This is a genomic window from Paracoccus sp. BR5-17, from assembly GCF_055693925.1.
In genome coordinates this window covers 2,157,091-2,174,794 of record NZ_JBVFUV010000003.1, presented here as the reverse complement: position 1 = coordinate 2,174,794, position 17,704 = coordinate 2,157,091, and the positions used below count along the sequence as shown (strand labels likewise).

The following is a 17,704-nucleotide window of genomic DNA, read 5'->3' as shown; positions in this document are numbered from 1 at the left end:
GGTCATGGCGCAATTCATCCTGTTCGCGCCCCTTCTGGCGGCGCTGATCGCCGGTTTCGGCTGGCGCATCATCGGCGAGAAGGCCGCGCAGATCCTGACCACCGGTACCCTGTTCGTAGCCGCGCTGTTTTCCTGGATCCTGTTTCTGGGCTTCGACGGGCAGACGCAGCACATCCCGATCATGGACTGGATCGTGTCGGGCGACTTCAGCGCCGAATGGGCGATCCGGCTGGACCGGCTGACGGCGATCATGCTGATCGTGGTGACGACCGTCTCGGCGCTCGTGCATCTGTATTCGATGGGCTACATGGCCCATGACGACAACTGGAGCCATCACGAACACTACAAGGCGCGCTTCTTCGCCTATCTGTCGTTCTTCACCTTTGCCATGCTGATGCTGGTGACGGCGGACAACCTGCTGCAGATGTTCTTCGGCTGGGAGGGCGTGGGCGTCGCGTCCTATCTGCTGATCGGGTTCTACTACCGCAAGCCCTCGGCCAACGCGGCGGCGATGAAGGCCTTCATCGTCAACCGGGTCGGCGACTTCGGCTTCCTGATGGGGATCTTCGGGCTGTGGTGGATGACGGGGTCCATCCAGTTCGACGCGATCTTCGCGCAGGTGGACGACCTGGCGCAGGCGCAGATCAACTTCCTGTGGACGGGCTGGAACGCCGCCAACCTGCTGGCCTTCCTGCTGTTCGTGGGCGCCATGGGCAAGTCGGCGCAGCTGTTCCTGCACACCTGGCTGCCGGACGCGATGGAAGGCCCGACCCCGGTTTCGGCGCTGATCCACGCCGCGACCATGGTGACGGCGGGCGTGTTCCTGGTCTGCCGGATGTCGCCCCTGTTCGAGTTCGCGCCCGAGGCGAAGATGTTCGTGACGATCATCGGCGCCTCGACCGCGTTCTTCGCGGCGACCGTGGGCCTGGTGCAGAACGACATCAAGCGCGTGATCGCCTATTCGACCTGCTCGCAGCTGGGCTACATGTTCGTGGCGGCCGGCGTCGGCGTCTATTCGGTGGCGATGTTCCACCTGTTCACCCACGCCTTCTTCAAGGCCATGCTGTTCCTGGGCGCGGGATCGGTGATCCACGCGATGCACCACGAACAGGACATGCGGAACTATGGCGGGCTGCGCAAGAAGATCCCGCTGACCTTCTGGGCCATGCTGATCGGCACCCTGGCCATCACCGGCGTCGGCATCCCGATGACCCACATCGGCTTTTCGGGCTTCCTGTCGAAGGACGCGGTGATCGAAAGCGCCTACGCCTCGGGGGTGAGCTACGCCTTCTGGCTGCTGGTGATCGCGGCGCTGATGACCAGCTTCTATTCCTGGCGGCTGATGTTCCTGACCTTCTGGGGGACGCCGCGTCCGCAGCAGGTCTGGGACGCCGAGATCAAGTCCGAGGAAGAAGTCCAGCCTTCGCCCGCGCATGGTCACGGGCATGACGATCATCACGATCCCCTGCACGCCCATCACCATGCCCATGAAAGCCCGCCGGTGATGACGGTCCCGCTGGGCATCCTGGCCCTGGGGTCGATCTTCGCGGGCATGATCTGGTACGAAAGCTTCTTCGGCGATCACGTGCCGCAGTTCTTCGGCCTTCCCGAAGCGGCCCATGAGCAGGCCGAGGGCGGCCACGGCGCGGCGCCCGATACCGCGGTGGCCGATGCGGAAGTGGCCGAACCGGCGCGTGCCGCCGCGCCCGAAGCCGAAGCCGCGCCGGCCGGGGAAGCCGAGGAGGGTCACGAGGCCCCGGCGGGCTACGAGCAGGGCGCCATCTTCATGCGGTCGGACAACCACGTGATGCACGACGCGCACGAGGTTCCCGCCTGGGTCAGGCTGTCGCCCTTCGTCGCCATGCTGATCGGGCTGGGCCTGGCCTGGCTGATGTATATCCGCAACCCGCAGGTCCCGGCGCGCCTGGCGGCGCAGCATCCGGTGCTGTACCGCTTCCTGCTGAACAAGTGGTATTTCGACGAGATCTATCAGGTCCTGTTCGTCCGTCCGGCGCTGTGGATCGGCCGCACGCTGTGGACGGGGGGCGATGCAGCGGTTATCGACGGCGCCATCAACGGGGTGGCGATGGGAATCATCCCGCGCCTGACGCGCTTCGCCGGTCGCGTGCAGTCGGGCTATGTGTTCCACTATGCCTTCGCGATGGTCGTCGGCATCGTGGGCTTGCTGATCTGGGTGATGATGCGGGGCGCACACTGACATGACGAACCTTCTCTCGATCATCACCTTCCTGCCGATCGTGGCAGCGGGGATCTTGGCGCTGTTCCTGCGCGGCGAGGACGAGGCCGCGCAGCGCAACGCCAAGTGGCTAGCGCTGATCGCCACCTCGGCGACCTTCGTCATCTCGCTGTTCGTGCTGGCCGGCTTTGATCCCGCCGATACCGGCTTCCAGTTCGTCGAGGACCGCCCCTGGATCATGGGGCTGCGCTACAGGATGGGGGTGGACGGCATCTCGGTGCTGTTCGTGCTGCTGACGACCTTCCTGATGCCGCTGACGATCCTTTCGGCTTGGGACGTCAAGACCCGCGTCAAGGAATACATGATCGCCTTCCTGGTGCTGGAAGGGCTGATGATCGGCGTGTTCACGGCGCTTGACCTGATCCTGTTCTACCTGTTCTTCGAGGCCGGCCTGATCCCGATGTTCCTCATCATCGGCATCTGGGGCGGCGCGAACCGCATCTACGCGACCTTCAAGTTCTTCCTGTACACCTTCCTGGGCTCGGTGCTGATGCTGGTGGCGATGATCGCCATGGCCTGGACCGCGGGCACGACCGACATCGCGCAACTGCTGGCCTACGACTTCCCGTCCGATCCGATCCGCGTCCTGGGCCTGACCGTCACGGGCGGGATGCAGACGCTGCTGTTCCTGGCCTTCTTCGCCAGCTTCGCGGTCAAGATGCCGATGTGGCCGGTCCACACCTGGCTGCCCGATGCCCATGTCCAGGCGCCGACGGCCGGATCGGTGGTGCTGGCCGCCGTGCTGCTGAAGATGGGCGGATACGGCTTCCTGCGCTTCAGCCTGCCGATGTTCCCGGTTGCCAGCGACATGCTGCAGCCGCTGGTCTTCTGGCTGTCGGCCATCGCCATCGTCTATACCTCGCTGGTGGCCCTGGTGCAGACCGACATGAAGAAGCTGATCGCCTATTCCTCGGTCGCGCATATGGGCTTCGTCACCATGGGCGCCTTTGCGGCCAACCAGCAGGGCCTGGACGGGGCGATCTTCCAGATGCTCTCGCACGGCTTCATCTCGGGCGCGCTGTTCCTGCTGGTGGGGGTCATCTACGACCGGATGCACACCCGCGAGATCGCGGCCTATGGCGGGCTGGTGAACAGGATGCCGGCCTATGCCCTGGTCTTCATGTTCTTCACCCTGGCCAATGTCGGCCTGCCCGGCACCTCGGGCTTCGTGGGCGAGTTCCTGACCCTGATGGGCACCTTCAAGGCCAACACCTGGGTGGCCTTCGTTGCCGCGACCGGGGTGATCCTGTCGGCGGGCTATGCGCTGTGGCTGTATCGCCGCGTCACGCTGGGCGCCCTGGTGCGCGAAAGCCTGAGGACGATCACCGACATGACCCCGCGCGAGAAGTGGATCTTCGTCCCGCTGATCGCCATGACCCTGTTCCTGGGCGTCTATCCGCGCGCCGTCACCGATATCACCGGCCCTGCCGTCCAGGCGCTGCTGGTCAATTACAATGAGGCCCTGCCGCACGACGGACGCGACGGGCTTGCCGTGACCGCCCAGGCGGCCGCGGCGGATGCCAGCCATTGAGGAACGCACGATGACCGCGCTCGATCTTTCGACCATCCTGCCGGAACTTGTGCTGGCGATCTACGCGCTTGGGGCGCTGATGGCGGGCGCCTATCTGGGCAAGGACGCCGTGGCGCGCCCGATCCTGTGGGCAACCGTCGCCGCGCTGCTGGTGATCGGCCTTTACACCGGCTTCGCCGACCGCCCGGCGCGGGTGGCCTTCTTCGGCATGTTCACCGACGACGCCTTCGCGCGCTTTGCCAAGGTGACCGTCCTGCTGTCCGCCGCCGCCGTCCTGGCGATGAGCGCCGATTACCTGGAACGGCAGAGCCTGCTGCGCTTCGAATATCCCATCCTCATCACCCTGGCCACGATCGGCATGATGCTGATGGTGTCGGCCAGCGACCTGCTGTCGCTGTACATGGGACTGGAGCTTCAGTCGCTGGCGCTTTACGTCGCCGCCGCGCTGCGCCGCGACAGCGTCAAGTCCTCCGAGGCGGGGCTGAAGTATTTCGTGCTGGGCTCGCTGTCGTCGGGGATGCTGCTGTACGGCGCCTCGCTGGTCTATGGCTTCTCGGGGACCACCAGCTTTGCGGGGATCGTGCAGACCGTGGTGGGCGGGCAGCTGTCGGTGGGGCTGCTGTTCGGGCTGGTGTTCCTGCTGGTGGGCCTGGCCTTCAAGGTCTCGGCTGTGCCCTTCCACATGTGGACGCCCGACGTCTATGAAGGGGCCCCGACGCCGGTGACGGCCTTCTTCGCCACCGCGCCCAAGGTGGCGGCGATGGCGTTGATCGCGCGGCTGATGTTCGACGCCTTCGGCAACGTGCCGGGCGACTGGGGCCAGATCATCGCGGCGCTTGCGGTCCTGTCGATGTTCCTGGGGTCCATCGCCGGCATCGGGCAGCGCAACATCAAGCGGCTGATGGCCTATTCGTCGATCGCGCATATGGGCTTCGCCCTTGTCGGCCTTGCCGCCGGGACGGCCTTCGGCGTGCAGTCGATGCTGCTCTACATGGCGATCTATGCGGTGATGAACGTCGGCAGCTTCGCCTTCATCCTGTCGATGGAACGCGACGGCCGCCCGATCACCGATCTGGACAGCCTCAACCGCTTTGCCCAGGCCGAACCCGTCAAGGGCTTCGCGGTGCTGTTCCTGATGTTCAGCCTGGCCGGGGTGCCACCCTTCCTGGGGTTCTTCGCCAAATACGGCGTGCTGAGCGCCGCGGTCCAGGCGGGGATGTCCTGGCTGGCCGTGCTGGGGGTCATCGCCTCGGTCATCGGGGCGTTCTATTACCTGCGCATCGTCTATTACATGTTCTTCGGGGCCGAGACCGAGGGCGTGCAAAGCCGGATGGGCGCCGTGCAGTATCTTGCGCTTGTGGTGCCCGCAGCGCTGCTGCTGGTCGGGGCGGTGTCGATGTGGGGCGTCGATACGGCTGCGGCGCGGGCCGCGGAATCGCTGGTGGCCGATGTCGTGGTTCCCGTTGACGCGGCGCTTCTGGTGGCGCCCCCGGCCGAGATCCCAGCCGTTGGCCGCTGACGCGCCGCTGGACTGGCCCGACGGCGTGGCCCGCCACGTCCTGGACCAGGTTGACAGCACCAATGCCCAGGCCATGCGGATGGCGCCGACGCTGTCGGGGCCGACCTGGATCATGGCCCGGCGCCAGACCGCGGGCCGCGGCCGGCGGGGCAGGGCCTGGACCGATCCGCCCGGCAATTTCGCTGCGACGCTGTTCCTGCGCCCGCAGGGCGGACCGGCCGAGGCCGCGCAACTGTCCTTCGTCGCCGCGCTTGCCGTCCATGACGCGCTGCGGCGCCTGTGCGGCCCGCAGGTGAACCTGGCGCTGAAATGGCCCAACGACGTGCTACTGAACGGCGGCAAGCTGTCGGGGATCCTTCTGGAAAGCGTCGGGTCCGGCGGGATGATCCAGGATCTGGCCATCGGCATCGGCGTCAACCTGGCCTCGGCCCCCGACCCCGGCCTGATCGAGCCGGGCGCGACCCGGCCGGTCAGCCTGCTGGACGAGACCGGCCTTGCGATCGCCCCCGAGGATCTGCTGTGCGCGGTGGCGGGCGCTTTCCAGGACCGGCACCGGCAGATGCGGGATTTCGGCTTTGCCCCGATCCGCGAGGCGTGGATGGCCCGCGCCGCCCGCTTGGGCGAGACGATCGTGGCGCGCACCGGCAGGACGGAAACGACCGGGCGCTTCGACGGCATCGACGAGACCGGCGCGCTGATCCTGACCGGGCCCCGGGGCAGGCAGGTCATTCCCGCCGCCGACATCTATTTCGCGGGGACGTGAGCCGTGCTTCTGTGCATCGACACCGGCAACACCAACACCGTCTTCTCCGTCTGGGACGGCGACAGCTTCCTGGCGCATTGGCGCATCGCCACCGACCACCGGCGCACCGCCGACGAATACTTCGTCTGGCTGTCCACGCTGATCGCCGGCCGCCGCTTCGCCCTGGACATCGACGCCTGCATCATCAGTTCCACCGTGCCGCGGGTGGTGTTCAACCTGCGCGTTCTGTGCAACCGCTATTTCGACACCAGGCCGCTGGTGGTGGGCAAGCCCGACTGCCTGCTGCCGGTCGCGCCGCGCGTGGACGCGGGAACCGTGGTCGGCCCCGACCGGCTGGTCAACACCGTGGCGGCCTTCGACCGGCACGGACCCGATCTGATCGTGATCGACTTCGGCACCGCCACGACCTTCGACGTGGTGGACCTGGACGGGGCCTATATCGGCGGCGTGATCGCGCCGGGGGTGAACCTGTCCCTCGAGGCGCTGCACATGGGCGCGGCCAGTCTGCCGCACGTCGATGTGACGATGCCCGCCAAGGTGATCGGCACCAACACCGTGGCCTGCATCCAGTCGGGCATCTTCTGGGGCTATATCGGCCTTGTCGAGGGCGTGGTCCGCCAGATCCGCGCCGAACGCGGCCGCGCGATGAAGGCGGTCGCGACGGGGGGCTTGCGCCGCTGTTCGATCAGGGGTTTGACCTGTTCGACGCGATCGAGGACGATCTGACGATGCACGGGCTGCGGCTCATTCACGATTACAACAAGGAGATGGGCAATGGCTGAGCGCCTGATCTATCTGCCGCTGGGCGGCGCGGGCGAAATCGGCATGAACGCCTATGTCTATGGCTACGGCCACCCCGGCCGCGAGCGGCTGATCCTGGTCGATCTGGGGGTCAGCTTCGGCGACATGGACGGCAGCCCCGGCATCGACCTGATCATGCCGGACCTGACCTGGCTGGAACAGAACCGCGACCGGCTGGAGGCGATCTTCATCACCCACGGGCACGAGGATCACCTGGGCGCCCTGGGCCACCTCTATGGCCGCCTGAACGTGCCCATTTATGCCCGCCAGTTCACCGGCGCCCTGGTGCGCCTGAAGCTCGAGGAGGCGGGCCATTCGCCCTCGGCGGTCAAGATCACCGGGCCGCGCCCCGAGGTGACGCAGACCGGCCCCTTCACCGTGCAGTTCGTGCCCGTCAGCCACTCGATCCCGGAAAGCTCGGCGCTCATCATCGACACGCCCGCCGGCCGCATCGTGCATACGGGCGATTTCAAGCTGGACGGCACGCCGGTCGTGGGCGATGCCTTCGACCCGATCGCCTGGCACGACATCGCCAGCGAGGGGCGCGGCATCAAGATCCTGGCCTGCGACAGCACCAACATCTTCTCGCCCCATCCCGGCCGGTCCGAGGCGATGCTGGCCAACCCGATCCTGGACTGGGTGATGGCGCAGAAGAACCTGATCGTCGCCACCACCTTCGCCAGCAACATCGCCCGGCTGAAGACCCTCTCGGACGCGGCCATCGCCGGGGGCCGCAAGGTCTGCCTGCTGGGCCGGGCGATGCGCAAGATGGTGGCGGTCGGCATGGAAACCGGCGTGCTGACCGATTTCCCCGACACCATCGGCCCCGAGGAGGCCGCGGGCCTGCCCCGCCACCAGGTGATGCTGCTGGCCACCGGCAGCCAGGGCGAACGCCGCGCCGCCAGTGCACAGCTGTCGCGCGGCCGCTATCTGGGGCTGATGCTGAAAGAGGGCGACAGCTTCCTGTTCAGCTCCAAGACCATCCCCGGCAACGAAAAGTCCGTGGGCCGCATCATGAACGCGCTGAGCGAGCTTGGCGTCGAGGTCTATGACGCCGATGACGGGTTCTACCATGTCTCGGGTCATGCCAACCGCCCCGACATCGAGGCCCTGCACGAACTGTTGAAGCCCGAGATCGTCATCCCGATGCATGGCGAGCATCTTCACCTGCGCGAGCATGTGATGATGGCGCGGGCGCGCGGGCTTTCGGCCGAGATCGCGACCAACGGCACCATGCTGGATCTGACGGGCGAGGTGCCGCGGATCGTGGATCAGGTGGAAACCGGGCGGCTGTATCTGGACGGCACGGTGCTGATCGGCGCGATGGACGGGGTGGTGCGCGACCGCATCCGCATGGCGCTGAACGGCCACGCCCTGGTCAGCGTCATTGTGGACGAGGACGACAACGTGCTGCCCGATGCCTGGGTCGAGCTGATGGGCCTGCCCGGCCGCACCCGCGGCGGCGAGGATCTGGGCGCCCATATCGAGGGCGAACTGTCCGAGTTCCTGGAGGGCGCCGATGCCCGGATCGTCCGCGACGACGCCAAGATGGACGAGGCGATCCGCAAGATCACCCGGCAGGTGGCGATGGAGGAGATCGGCAAGAAGCCCGAGGTGACGGTCATCATCAGCCGCCTGATGGGGGAATAGGACGGGCCGGCAGGGGCTTGACCCGCCGCGGCCTGCGGTGCAATCCCCGCCCATGTCCGACGCATCGCGATCCGCCTTCGATCCCAACCCGCCGCGCCGCAACTTCTATGGCCGGCGGCACGGCAAGACCCTGCGGCAAAGCCAGAAGGGATATCTGTCCGAGGATCTGGGCGATCTGCGCCCGCGCGGCATCACCGTGCAGGACAACCCGGACCGCCGGCCCATCGACCCGGCGGCGATCTTCGGCGACGATCGCCCGATCTGGCTCGAGATAGGCTTTGGCGGGGGCGAGCACATGGTCCACATGGCCGCCCGCTACCCCGACATGGGCATCATCGGCTGCGAGCCCTTCATCAACGGCGTCGCCATGCTGCTGGGCAAGATACGCAGCGCCGGCGTCACCAATGTCAGCGTCCATCCGGGCGATGCGCGCGACCTGATGGACGTGCTGCCCGACGCCTCGATCAGCCGCGCCTTCCTGAACTATCCCGATCCCTGGCCCAAGGCCCGCCACCACCGCCGCCGCTTCGTCACGCCGGAACACCTGATCCCGCTGGCCCGCGTGATGAAGCCGGACGCCGAATTCCGCATCGCCACCGACATCCCCGACTACATGCGCCAGGCGCTTGAGGAAGTGCCGCGAGCGGGCTTCGATCTGGTCGCCCACACCGAGGCAGCCTGGGACGACTGGATCAGCACCCGATACGAGCAGAAGGCGCTGCGCGAGGGCCGGGTGCCGCGCTACGCCACCTTCCGCCGCGCCGCCTGAGCCGGTCCCGGGCACGCGGCACGAAAACCGATCATGCCTTGCCAAGGCCGGCCAGCGTCGCCTCGATCACCGGGGCCAGCCGCGCGGCCCATTCGGCCTGACCCTCGGGCGTGGCGATCAGGTCGTTGCGCACCTCGATCAGCACGTTCGGCCGACCGTGCTTCAGCGCGTGCCGGTCGATGGAATCCCCCTCCAGGTGGCCGTCATAGGGCTGGTTCTCGCCGGTGATCCAGCCGGCCTGCCGGCAGGCCTGCACCAACGCCGGACCCAGCCGCACGTCCTTCCAGGAATACAGGATGCCGACCTGCCAGGGCCGCGGGGGGCGGCCGCGCAATTGCGGGGTGAAGCTGTGGATGGCGCAGATGCAGCGGTCGGGATGCCTGTCGGCCAGCCGCGCCAGGGCGTCGTGATAGGGACGGTGCAACCGTTCCAGCCGCCGCTCGCGCTCGGCCGCGTCGGCGTGCTTGTTGGCCGGAATCACCGTGCCGTCGTAAAGGCGCATCAGCAGCGTCGGGTCGTCCTCGCCGCGGTTGGGGTCGATCACCAGGCGCGAGAAGTCCGAAAAGATTGCCGGCGCGTCCATCAGCGCCGCCAGCCGCGAGGCAAGGCCGGCCGCGCCCACGTCATAGGCGATGTGACGGGCCATGTCCTCGGGCGCGATGCCCAGGCTGCCGCCCCCCACCCAGTCGGGCACACGGTTCGTCGCGTGGTCGCAGGTGATCAGCCAGCGGGACGGGCGGTCCTCGCCCTCGGTCCAGAAGGCGCGTTCTGTCATCGATCGGTGATCCTTCATGTCCGCCGTTGTCTATGCCAAGGTGGTCTCGTGCGCCAGTTGCAGCCACCGGCGTTCTGGACCATAGTTAGCGCAAACGGCAAAAAGGGCGCAGGAATGAGACGACATCGCAACGTCAAGATCGTGGCAACCCTGGGTCCGGCATCCAGCACCAAGGACATGATCCGTGCGCTGTTCGATACCGGCGCCGACGTCTTTCGCCTGAACATGAGCCACGGCAGCCACGACGACCACCGCGACCGCCACAAGGCGATTCGCGAGGTCGAGGCCGACACCGGCCGCCCCATCGCGATTCTGGCCGATCTTCAGGGTCCGAAGCTGCGGGTGGGCCAGTTCATCGCCGGCGCCTGCGACCTGGAGGAGGGCAACCGCTTCCGCTTCGACCTGGACGCGGCGCCCGGCGACACCCACCGGGTGCAGCTGCCCCATCCCGAAATCTTCGCGGCCCTGGTTCCGGGCAGCAATCTTCTGGTGAACGACGGCAAGATCCGCCTGCGCGTCGATGACTGCGGCCCGGACTTCGCCGACTGCACCGTGACCGTGGGCGGCACGATCAGCGACCGCAAGGGGGTGAACGTCCCCGACGTGGTGCTGCCCTTGGCGGCGCTGTCCGACAAGGATCGCGCGGACCTGGAATTCGCCTGCGAGCTTGGCGTGGACTGGCTGGCGCTGTCCTTCGTGCAGCGCGCCGCCGATGTCGAGGAAGCGCGCGCCCTGGCCCGGGGCCGCGCGGCGATCCTGTCCAAGATCGAGAAACCGGCCGCGGTCGATGCCTTCGACGACATCCTGGCGGTGTCTGACGGGATCATGGTGGCGCGGGGCGATCTGGGGGTGGAACTGCCGATCCACTCCGTCCCACCGATCCAGAAGCGCCTGGTGCGCAAGTGCCGATCCGCCGCCAAGCCCGTCATCGTCGCGACGCAGATGCTGGAATCGATGATCGAAAGCCCGATGCCCACCCGGGCCGAGGTCAGCGACGTGGCCAATGCCATCTACGAAGGCGCCGACGCCGTGATGCTGTCGGCCGAAAGCGCCGCGGGCGCCTATCCGATCGAGGCGGTGCGGACCATGGACAGCGTCGCCCGTTCGGTCGAGGCAGACAGCAACTATCGCGCCATCATCGAGGCCTCGCGCCAGAACAAGCTGCACACCGTGGCCGACGCCATCGTGACCGCCGCGCGCGAGATCGCGGAAACCACCGACATCGCCGCCATCTGCGCCTTCAGCCAGTCGGGCAAGACCGCCAGCCTGGTGGCGCGCGAACGCCCGCGGGTTCCGATCATCGCGCTGACCCATGTCGAATCGGTGCTGCGCCGCATGTGCCTGACCTGGGGCACGCATTGCGTCATCACCCCGCAACTGGGCCGCTTCAAGGAGGCAGTGGTCAACGCCACCCGCGCCGCGCGAGAGTTCAACTTTGCCGACGAATCCCGGCAGGTGGTGGTGATCGCCGGCGTGCCCTTCAACGTGCCGGGCAGCACCAATATCGTGCGCATCGCCCCCTGCGACGAACGCTTGATCTTCGCCTCCGATCCAGAATAAGCCGCTGGCGGTAACATCATCACGGGGGCCTCCATGTCCGATTACCTGTTGCTGGGCGGCATCGCGCTGTGCCTTCTGTCCGTCGTCGCGGCGGTCGTGCAGCTTTTGCAGGTTCGCCCGCCGCGCGCGGCCGCGATCATGCTGATCCTGGGGATCGCGGCGATCTTTGCCGCCGCCTACCTGTCGCCCGAGCCGTTCGGGCCGGGACAGGTGCCGCAGGCCTGGGCGCGCCTGACCGGCGGCGCGACAGCAACGCCCTGAGCCCTTGCCAAATCCGCCACGCGCGCTTATACGGCGCGCTTCCTGCCCGTGCGGCCGGCCACCAGGCATTGCCGAGCCGCATGTTCACTCTGATCCAAGGAGACGAAAATGCCGAAGATGAAGACCAAGTCGGCCGCCAAGAAGCGGTTCTCGTTCACGGCCTCGGGGAAGGTGAAGTCCGCCCAGGCCGGCAAGCGCCACGGCATGATCAAGCGGACGATCAAGTTCATTCGCGACGCGCGCGGCACCACCGTCCTGACGGACGCGGATGCCAAGATCGTCAAGAAATACATGCCCTATAACCGCTGAACGGAAGGACTGAACAATGGCACGAGTCAAATCCGGCAAGGTCACCCACGCCCGCCACAAGAAGGTTCTGGACGCCGCCAAGGGCTATTACGGCGCCCGTTCGCGGAACTTCCGCACCGCCACTCAGGCCGTGGACAAGGCGAACCAGTACGCCACCCGCGACCGCAAGACCCGCAAGCGCAACTTCCGCGCCCTGTGGATCCAGCGGATCAACGCGGCCGTCCGTCTGGTGGACGCCGACATGACCTATTCGCGCTTCATCAACCTGCTGGCGAAGGCCGGGATCGAGGTGGACCGCAAGGTTCTGGCCGACCTGGCGGTGAACGAGCCCGACGCCTTCGGCGCGATCGTCGAAAAAGCGAAAGCCGCTGCCTGACTTCCCGCACGGAGATACCTTCTGGAAAGCCCGCCATCCTGGCGGGCTTTTTTGCTTGTTGTACCGGCCTTTGCTTGCCTTCACCCTTTCGTGATGTTAAGCTTCCTTAACTGGCGGAACCGACCGCAGGCCGTTAACCTTTGCTACGGATAGCCAGACGTTCCTTATTAGTGAGTAAAACATGCAGAACCGCACCATTCGCCTGTCGTTGTTGAGTGTCGTCCTGGCCGTGGCGGCAGGCGCTGCGCAAGCCGCGACCTATGCCACCAGGATCATCGACGACGAGACCGTCTATGGCACCTGCACGGCGCGGCCCTCATCCTGCGGTGCGAACGATCGGCTTACCGTCGAAAACGCCTTGGGCGAAACCGACGGACGCTTCTATTCGCTGGGCAAGGGCGGCTATCTGACTCTGGGCTTTGACGGGGCAAGCTATGGCCCCGGCACGCTGCTGACGCTGGAGGAAGTGACCTTCCACGGTCCCGCGCGTGCCAACCACTACGAGGCCGTGGACATCTATTCGGTGCTCAGCGACGTGACCAGCTTTGTGGGCACGATCTTCAACACGGCCAAGGTCAGCACGATCAAGATCGGGCAGAGCTTCGAATACATCCGGCTTGTGGACGTGACCACGCGTGAATACCCCTCGACCTCCAGCTTCGACGGGTTCGACGTGGACTCGGTCAAGATCGCCCCGGTGCCGGTTCCGGCGGCCGGTGGGCTGATGCTGGCGGGACTGGTGTCCTTCGCCCTGATGCGCCGCAGGAAGGCGGCTGCCTGATTTCGGGAACATGACCACGGGCGTCCAGGGTCAACCGGCCCCGGAGCCCGTGAAAGTCGTTCTGGCCCGGCAACCGCTGGGAATTATCGGCACAGCACTGACAGCGCGTCGCAATCTGCTGGAGCTGATCCCGCAGATCGCGACGCGCCAGCCAATCGTGTCGGGCAGGACCGGCCTGCGCTTCCACATGGTCATGGACCCGCCGACCCTGCGCCACATCCTCAAGGACCGGGTCGAGGACTATCCGAAGTCCAGCGTCACCAAGCAGATCCTGGAACCGGCGATCGGTGACAGCCTGTTCGTGGCCGAAGGGCCGCAATGGCGGTGGCAGCGCCGGGCGGTCGCCCCGGCCTTCGCCCTCCGCCATGTCGAGGCGCTTGGTCCGATCATGACGGCCGCCGCCGAGGAATCCTGCCGGCACCTGGACGCCGCGCGCGGTCCCGTGGATCTGTTCGAGGAAACGGTGGCCGCGACCTTTGCGGTCATCTCGGACGTGACCCTGTCCGGGGATCACGCCTTCGACCGCGACGCGGTGCATCAGGCCATCGACGCCTACATCGCCCAGACGGCCAAGGTCTCGCTGCTGGACGTGCTGGGGCTGCCGGGCTGGATACCGCGCCCGGGGCGGATGCTGTCGCGGCCGGGCCTGTCCCGGATGAAGGCGATCGCCGACGGGGCGATTGACGCACGGGCGCGGCGCCCCCGCACCGAGGGCGCCCCCGATCTGCTGGATCTGCTGCTTCACGCCGCCGATCCCGAAACCGGACGCGCCATGACCCGCGATGAGCTGCGCGACAACCTGCTGACCTTCATCGTCGCCGGGCACGAGACGACGGCCCTGACGCTGGCCTGGGCCTTGTATCTGTGCGCCTTCGATCCCGCCGTCCAGGACCGCGCCGCAACCGAGGCGCAGGAGGTCTTGGCCGGGCGCGCCGCCACGGCCGCCGATCTTCCGCGGCTGTCGCTGATCGGGCGGATCGTCTCCGAGGCGCTGCGCCTTTATCCGCCGGCGGCCTTCCTGTCCCGCACGGCCCAGGCGCAGGACCGGCTGTGCGGGCGCGAGGTGCTGCCGGGCGATACCGTCATGCTGCCGATCTATGCGCTGCACCGCCACCACCTGCTGTGGCAAAGGCCCGATGCCTTCGACCCCGACCGCTTCCTGACCGCGCCCGACCGCTATGCCTATCTTCCCTTCGGGGCGGGTCCGCGCATCTGCATCGGTGCCAGCTTCGCCATGCAGGAAGCCGTCATCATCCTGGCCACCCTTCTCGCGCGCTTCCGGTTCCGCGCGATCCCGGGGCGCACGCCGCAGCCGCGCATGATCCTGACCCTGCGCCCGCATGGCGGGGTGTGGCTGGACGTGGCGCCGCGCTGAAGGCTTCCCCCTTGGCGCCGCAAATGCTAACGCCTTGCCCGACAAGGACGAGGCATGACGATGGACGATCTGACCCCGCTGCGCCAGCAATGGCTTGACCGCATCAACGGCGCCGCCGATCCCGCCGCCATCGAGGAGGTGCGCCTTGCCGCCCTGGGCAAGAAGGGCGAGATCAGCCTGAAGATGCGCGAACTGGGCCGCATGTCGCCCGAGGAACGCCAGACCATTGGCCGCGCCCTGAACGAATTGCGCGACGAACTGGACGCGGCCCTGCGCGCGCGCAAGCTGTCGCTCGAGGATGCGGCGCTCGAGGCGAGGCTGGCCGGCGAATGGCTGGACGTGACGCTGCCGGGCCGCCCGCGCCCGCGGGGCACCATCCACCCGATCAGCCAGGTGACCGAGGAAGTCACCGCGATCTTCGCCGACATGGGCTTCTCGGTGGCAGAAGGCCCGCAGGTCGAATCGGACTGGTACAACTTCGACGCGCTGAACATCGCCCCCGAACACCCCGCGCGGCAGGAACACGATACGTTCTTCATGCACCGCGCGCCGGGCGACGACCGCCCGCCGCATGTGCTGCGCACCCATACGTCCCCCGTCCAGATCCGCGCCATGCAGGAACAGGGCGCGCCGATCCGCGTGATCTGCCCCGGCCGCGTCTATCGCATGGACATGGACCAGACCCACACGCCGATGTTCCACCAGGTCGAGGGGCTGGCCATCGACCGCGACATTTCCATGGCGCAACTGAAATGGACGCTCGAGGAGTTCTGCCGCGCCTTCTTCGAGGTGGACGAGGTCGAGCTTCGCTTCCGCGCCAGCCACTTCCCCTTCACCGAACCCTCTGCCGAGGTGGACATCCGCTGTTCCTGGGAAGGCGGCCAGCTGAAGATCGGCGAGGGGGACAGCTGGCTGGAGATCCTCGGCTCTGGCATGGTCCATCCGAAGGTCCTGCGCGCCGGTGGCATCGACCCCGACCAGTGGCAGGGCTTCGCCTTCGGCATGGGCATCGACCGGATCGCGATGCTGAAATACGGCATCCCGGATTTGCGGGCGTTCTTCGAAAGCGATTTGCGGTGGCTGCGGCACTACGGTTTTGCCGCGGGGGATGTGCCGAGTGTGAGCGGAGGGTTGAGCAGGTGAAGCGCGACCGCGATCTTATGCGGGTTCTAATTCTTGAACTCGAAGACTAGGTGATGTTGACAAAAGGGGTTCCACCGGCGTTCGCGCTGTGATTCAAGCTGCTCTCTACGTAGGAGATGAGCTTGGCACGCAACCTGATGTCCGACGACGAATGGGGATTCTTTGAGGGCTTCATCCGAGCCGTCCGGCATCCGAACGGGCGCAAGCCTGCGGACCATCGTCTTGTTCTGGATGGCATTTTCTGGATCGCAAGGACTGGTGCGCCGTGGCGCGACCTGCCCGAAGAGTTCGGCAAGTGGTCCTCGGTCTACCGGCAGTTCCGCCGTTGGACCCTTGCCGGGCTGTGGGAGGATATCCTGGACGCGCTGAACCACGCTGGGATCGCGCCGGACAAGCTGCAGATGATCGACAGCACCGTGATCCGCGCCCATCATCATGCGGCGGGCGCAAAAGGGGACTCCGAAAGAGGCTCTTGGCCGTTCGAGAGGTGGCTTCTCGACCAAGATCCATCTCCGCGTCAACGGCGCTGGCCTCCCGATGAGGACCGAGATCACGCCGGGGCAGGATTCCGACTACACCGGCTATGATCTGGTGATGGCCGACAACCTGCCGCAGCCAGCCGTCCTGGTCGCAGACAGGGGCTATGACTCTGATAAAATTCGGGAAGACATCGAGAGCCGCAACGCCCTCCCCATGATACCGATGCGAAAGAACCGAAGGGTGCGCAAGGCTGTCGACATGACCATCTACACCCTGCGCAACATGGTCGAGCGCTGCTTCAACAAGCTGAAAAACAGCCGTCGGCTGGCAACCCGCTACGACAAAACCGCAGAAAGCTTCCGCGGCTTCATCGACATCGCATGCATCAAGCTCTGGCTCCGCCATTTGTCAACATGACCTAGGATGACCCGACCGGAAAAAATATTCAAAGCCGCTTCGCCCCCTGTTTCGACGACTGGAGCTTTTCACTTTGCGGAACCGAGGCACGACCAGAATGGCGCAGCCGGGACTACCAACTTCTTCAACTTGAGAAGGCCAGATTGATAGAGTTTGTCGACCAGCAGCGCGGACCCGATTTCTATGGGGGCAGAGTTCGACTTCTTCCCGCCGGGCACGATGCCGCCGAGGCTATTGCCGACGAAACCCTTTGGCGCCGGCTCAGGAAATCAGCGCCAAAGGAAGCGTATGATATCCTAAGGTCTGTAGCTTCAGCTTCAGCGACAAAAGCTCTTGGGCTTGCCATGGGATGGGACTAACGCGAACTCCTGTTGCTAGCCGTTTGGCCTTCCCCCGAAGTCGATTGAACCTAAAGTCTTGGCCGCCGAAAGCGATCTACCGCCCCAACCTCACCACATTTCCTGCGCTCGCGATCTCGACCGCCACGATCCGCGAAAGTTGCACCGACGAGATCGCCATCGCGGCGGTGATGTCGTCCACGCCGGGGCGGGCGGGCAGGGCGGGATAGCCCGGGGCGGGGGGCACGCCCACCAGCCGCAGCCTCAGCACGCCGTCCGCGTCGGGCGAGAGGCGATCGCCCGGCATCGGGCGCGCGGTGACAAGCGCCACCGAGGAATAGCCCCTGACCGGCGCGAAGCCGTTCACCACCAGCAGGCGGCCTTCGTTCAGCGGCTCCCACCGGGCGGCGGTGATCTGGGGGATGTCCGGGCGGGTGTCCGAAACCTGGGTATAGCCGCCCTCGGGCTCCAGCGTCCTGGTGGGCGCGCTGCCCCAGGACAGCGGGTTCCAGCCGCTGCCGCCCTGGCCGCAGCCCGACAGGGCCAGCACGGCGATCAGCAGGGGCGCGGTCAGTTTGCTCATGTCACCATCCCTCTGG

16 protein-coding genes and 1 pseudogene are annotated in these 17,704 nt (G+C 66.5%); 15 read left to right on the top strand and 2 right to left on the bottom strand.

Annotated features, from left to right (window positions below):
* Positions 1 to 4: 4 nt before the first annotated feature.
* The 7 genes and pseudogenes from nuoL to trmB all read left to right on the top strand — a co-directional run bounded on the left by nuoL (position 5) and on the right by trmB (position 9,290).
* Complete coding sequence (nuoL, locus tag ACZ1HC_RS12255; protein WP_472700229.1) at positions 5 to 2,218, top strand: NADH-quinone oxidoreductase subunit L; 2,214 nt, start codon at positions 5 to 7, stop codon at positions 2,216 to 2,218.
* Position 2,219: 1 nt separating this feature from the next.
* Positions 2,220 to 3,788 (top strand): NADH-quinone oxidoreductase subunit M, encoded by a 1,569-nt coding sequence (locus ACZ1HC_RS12250; protein ID WP_472700228.1) that lies wholly within the window; start codon positions 2,220 to 2,222, stop codon positions 3,786 to 3,788.
* Positions 3,789 to 3,798: 10 nt separating this feature from the next.
* Positions 3,799 to 5,307, top strand: a complete 1,509-nt coding sequence (nuoN, locus tag ACZ1HC_RS12245) for an NADH-quinone oxidoreductase subunit NuoN (protein WP_472700227.1) — start codon at positions 3,799 to 3,801, stop codon at positions 5,305 to 5,307.
* The gene (locus ACZ1HC_RS12240; RefSeq protein ID WP_472700226.1) at positions 5,297 to 6,070 is read left to right on the top strand and encodes a biotin--[acetyl-CoA-carboxylase] ligase; all 774 of its coding nucleotides are present in this window, start codon (positions 5,297 to 5,299) and stop codon (positions 6,068 to 6,070) included. The genes nuoN and ACZ1HC_RS12240 overlap by 11 nt, the downstream gene beginning before the upstream one ends.
* Before the next feature lie 3 nt (positions 6,071 to 6,073).
* Positions 6,074 to 6,852, top strand: a pseudogene (locus ACZ1HC_RS12235) (type III pantothenate kinase).
* Positions 6,845 to 8,521 (top strand): ribonuclease J, encoded by a 1,677-nt coding sequence (locus tag ACZ1HC_RS12230; protein WP_472700225.1) that lies wholly within the window; start codon positions 6,845 to 6,847, stop codon positions 8,519 to 8,521. Before ACZ1HC_RS12235 ends, ACZ1HC_RS12230 begins: the two are co-directional and overlap by 8 nt.
* Before the next feature lie 52 nt (positions 8,522 to 8,573).
* Positions 8,574 to 9,290, top strand: a complete 717-nt coding sequence (gene trmB / locus ACZ1HC_RS12225) for a tRNA (guanine(46)-N(7))-methyltransferase TrmB (RefSeq protein ID WP_472700224.1) — start codon at positions 8,574 to 8,576, stop codon at positions 9,288 to 9,290.
* A gap of 31 nt (positions 9,291 to 9,321) precedes the next feature.
* On the opposite strand, the gene ACZ1HC_RS12220 is transcribed toward trmB, so the two are convergent.
* On the bottom strand, positions 9,322 to 10,065 hold the full coding sequence (locus tag ACZ1HC_RS12220) for an N-formylglutamate amidohydrolase (protein WP_472700223.1): 744 nt from the start codon (positions 10,063 to 10,065) through the stop codon (positions 9,322 to 9,324).
* 114 nt (positions 10,066 to 10,179) lie between these two features.
* Between ACZ1HC_RS12220 and pyk the strand changes: the two genes are divergently transcribed.
* The 8 genes from pyk (at position 10,180) to ACZ1HC_RS12180 (ending at position 16,767) form a co-directional block, all read left to right on the top strand.
* Entirely contained in the window at positions 10,180 to 11,625 is a 1,446-nt protein-coding gene (gene pyk, locus ACZ1HC_RS12215; RefSeq protein ID WP_472700222.1) for a pyruvate kinase, read from the top strand.
* Positions 11,626 to 11,658: 33 nt separating this feature from the next.
* Positions 11,659 to 11,886 (top strand): hypothetical protein, encoded by a 228-nt coding sequence (locus tag ACZ1HC_RS12210; RefSeq protein WP_472700221.1) that lies wholly within the window; start codon positions 11,659 to 11,661, stop codon positions 11,884 to 11,886.
* Positions 11,887 to 11,994: 108 nt separating this feature from the next.
* Complete coding sequence (rpmI, locus tag ACZ1HC_RS12205; protein ID WP_472700220.1) at positions 11,995 to 12,195, top strand: 50S ribosomal protein L35; 201 nt, start codon at positions 11,995 to 11,997, stop codon at positions 12,193 to 12,195.
* 16 nt (positions 12,196 to 12,211) lie between these two features.
* Positions 12,212 to 12,571 (top strand): 50S ribosomal protein L20, encoded by a 360-nt coding sequence (gene rplT / locus ACZ1HC_RS12200; protein ID WP_472700219.1) that lies wholly within the window; start codon positions 12,212 to 12,214, stop codon positions 12,569 to 12,571.
* A 181-nt stretch (positions 12,572 to 12,752) separates the two neighbouring features.
* Positions 12,753 to 13,352 (top strand): VPLPA-CTERM sorting domain-containing protein, encoded by a 600-nt coding sequence (locus tag ACZ1HC_RS12195; protein WP_472700218.1) that lies wholly within the window; start codon positions 12,753 to 12,755, stop codon positions 13,350 to 13,352.
* A 10-nt stretch (positions 13,353 to 13,362) separates the two neighbouring features.
* Complete coding sequence (locus ACZ1HC_RS12190) at positions 13,363 to 14,727, top strand: cytochrome P450 (RefSeq protein ID WP_472700217.1); 1,365 nt, start codon at positions 13,363 to 13,365, stop codon at positions 14,725 to 14,727.
* A 60-nt stretch (positions 14,728 to 14,787) separates the two neighbouring features.
* Positions 14,788 to 15,870 (top strand): phenylalanine--tRNA ligase subunit alpha, encoded by a 1,083-nt coding sequence (gene pheS, locus ACZ1HC_RS12185; protein ID WP_472700836.1) that lies wholly within the window; start codon positions 14,788 to 14,790, stop codon positions 15,868 to 15,870.
* Between the two features lie 116 nt (positions 15,871 to 15,986).
* Positions 15,987 to 16,767, top strand: a protein-coding gene (locus ACZ1HC_RS12180; RefSeq protein WP_472700216.1) for an IS5 family transposase whose coding sequence is annotated in 2 segments (ribosomal slippage) — positions 15,987 to 16,324 and positions 16,323 to 16,767 — 783 coding nt in all. Because the reading frame shifts where the segments join, the coding sequence is not laid out codon by codon here.
* A 435-nt stretch (positions 16,768 to 17,202) separates the two neighbouring features.
* On the opposite strand, the gene ACZ1HC_RS12175 is transcribed toward ACZ1HC_RS12180, so the two are convergent.
* Complete coding sequence (locus tag ACZ1HC_RS12175) at positions 17,203 to 17,688, bottom strand: hypothetical protein (protein WP_472700215.1); 486 nt, start codon at positions 17,686 to 17,688, stop codon at positions 17,203 to 17,205.
* Positions 17,689 to 17,704: the final 16 nt, after the last annotated feature.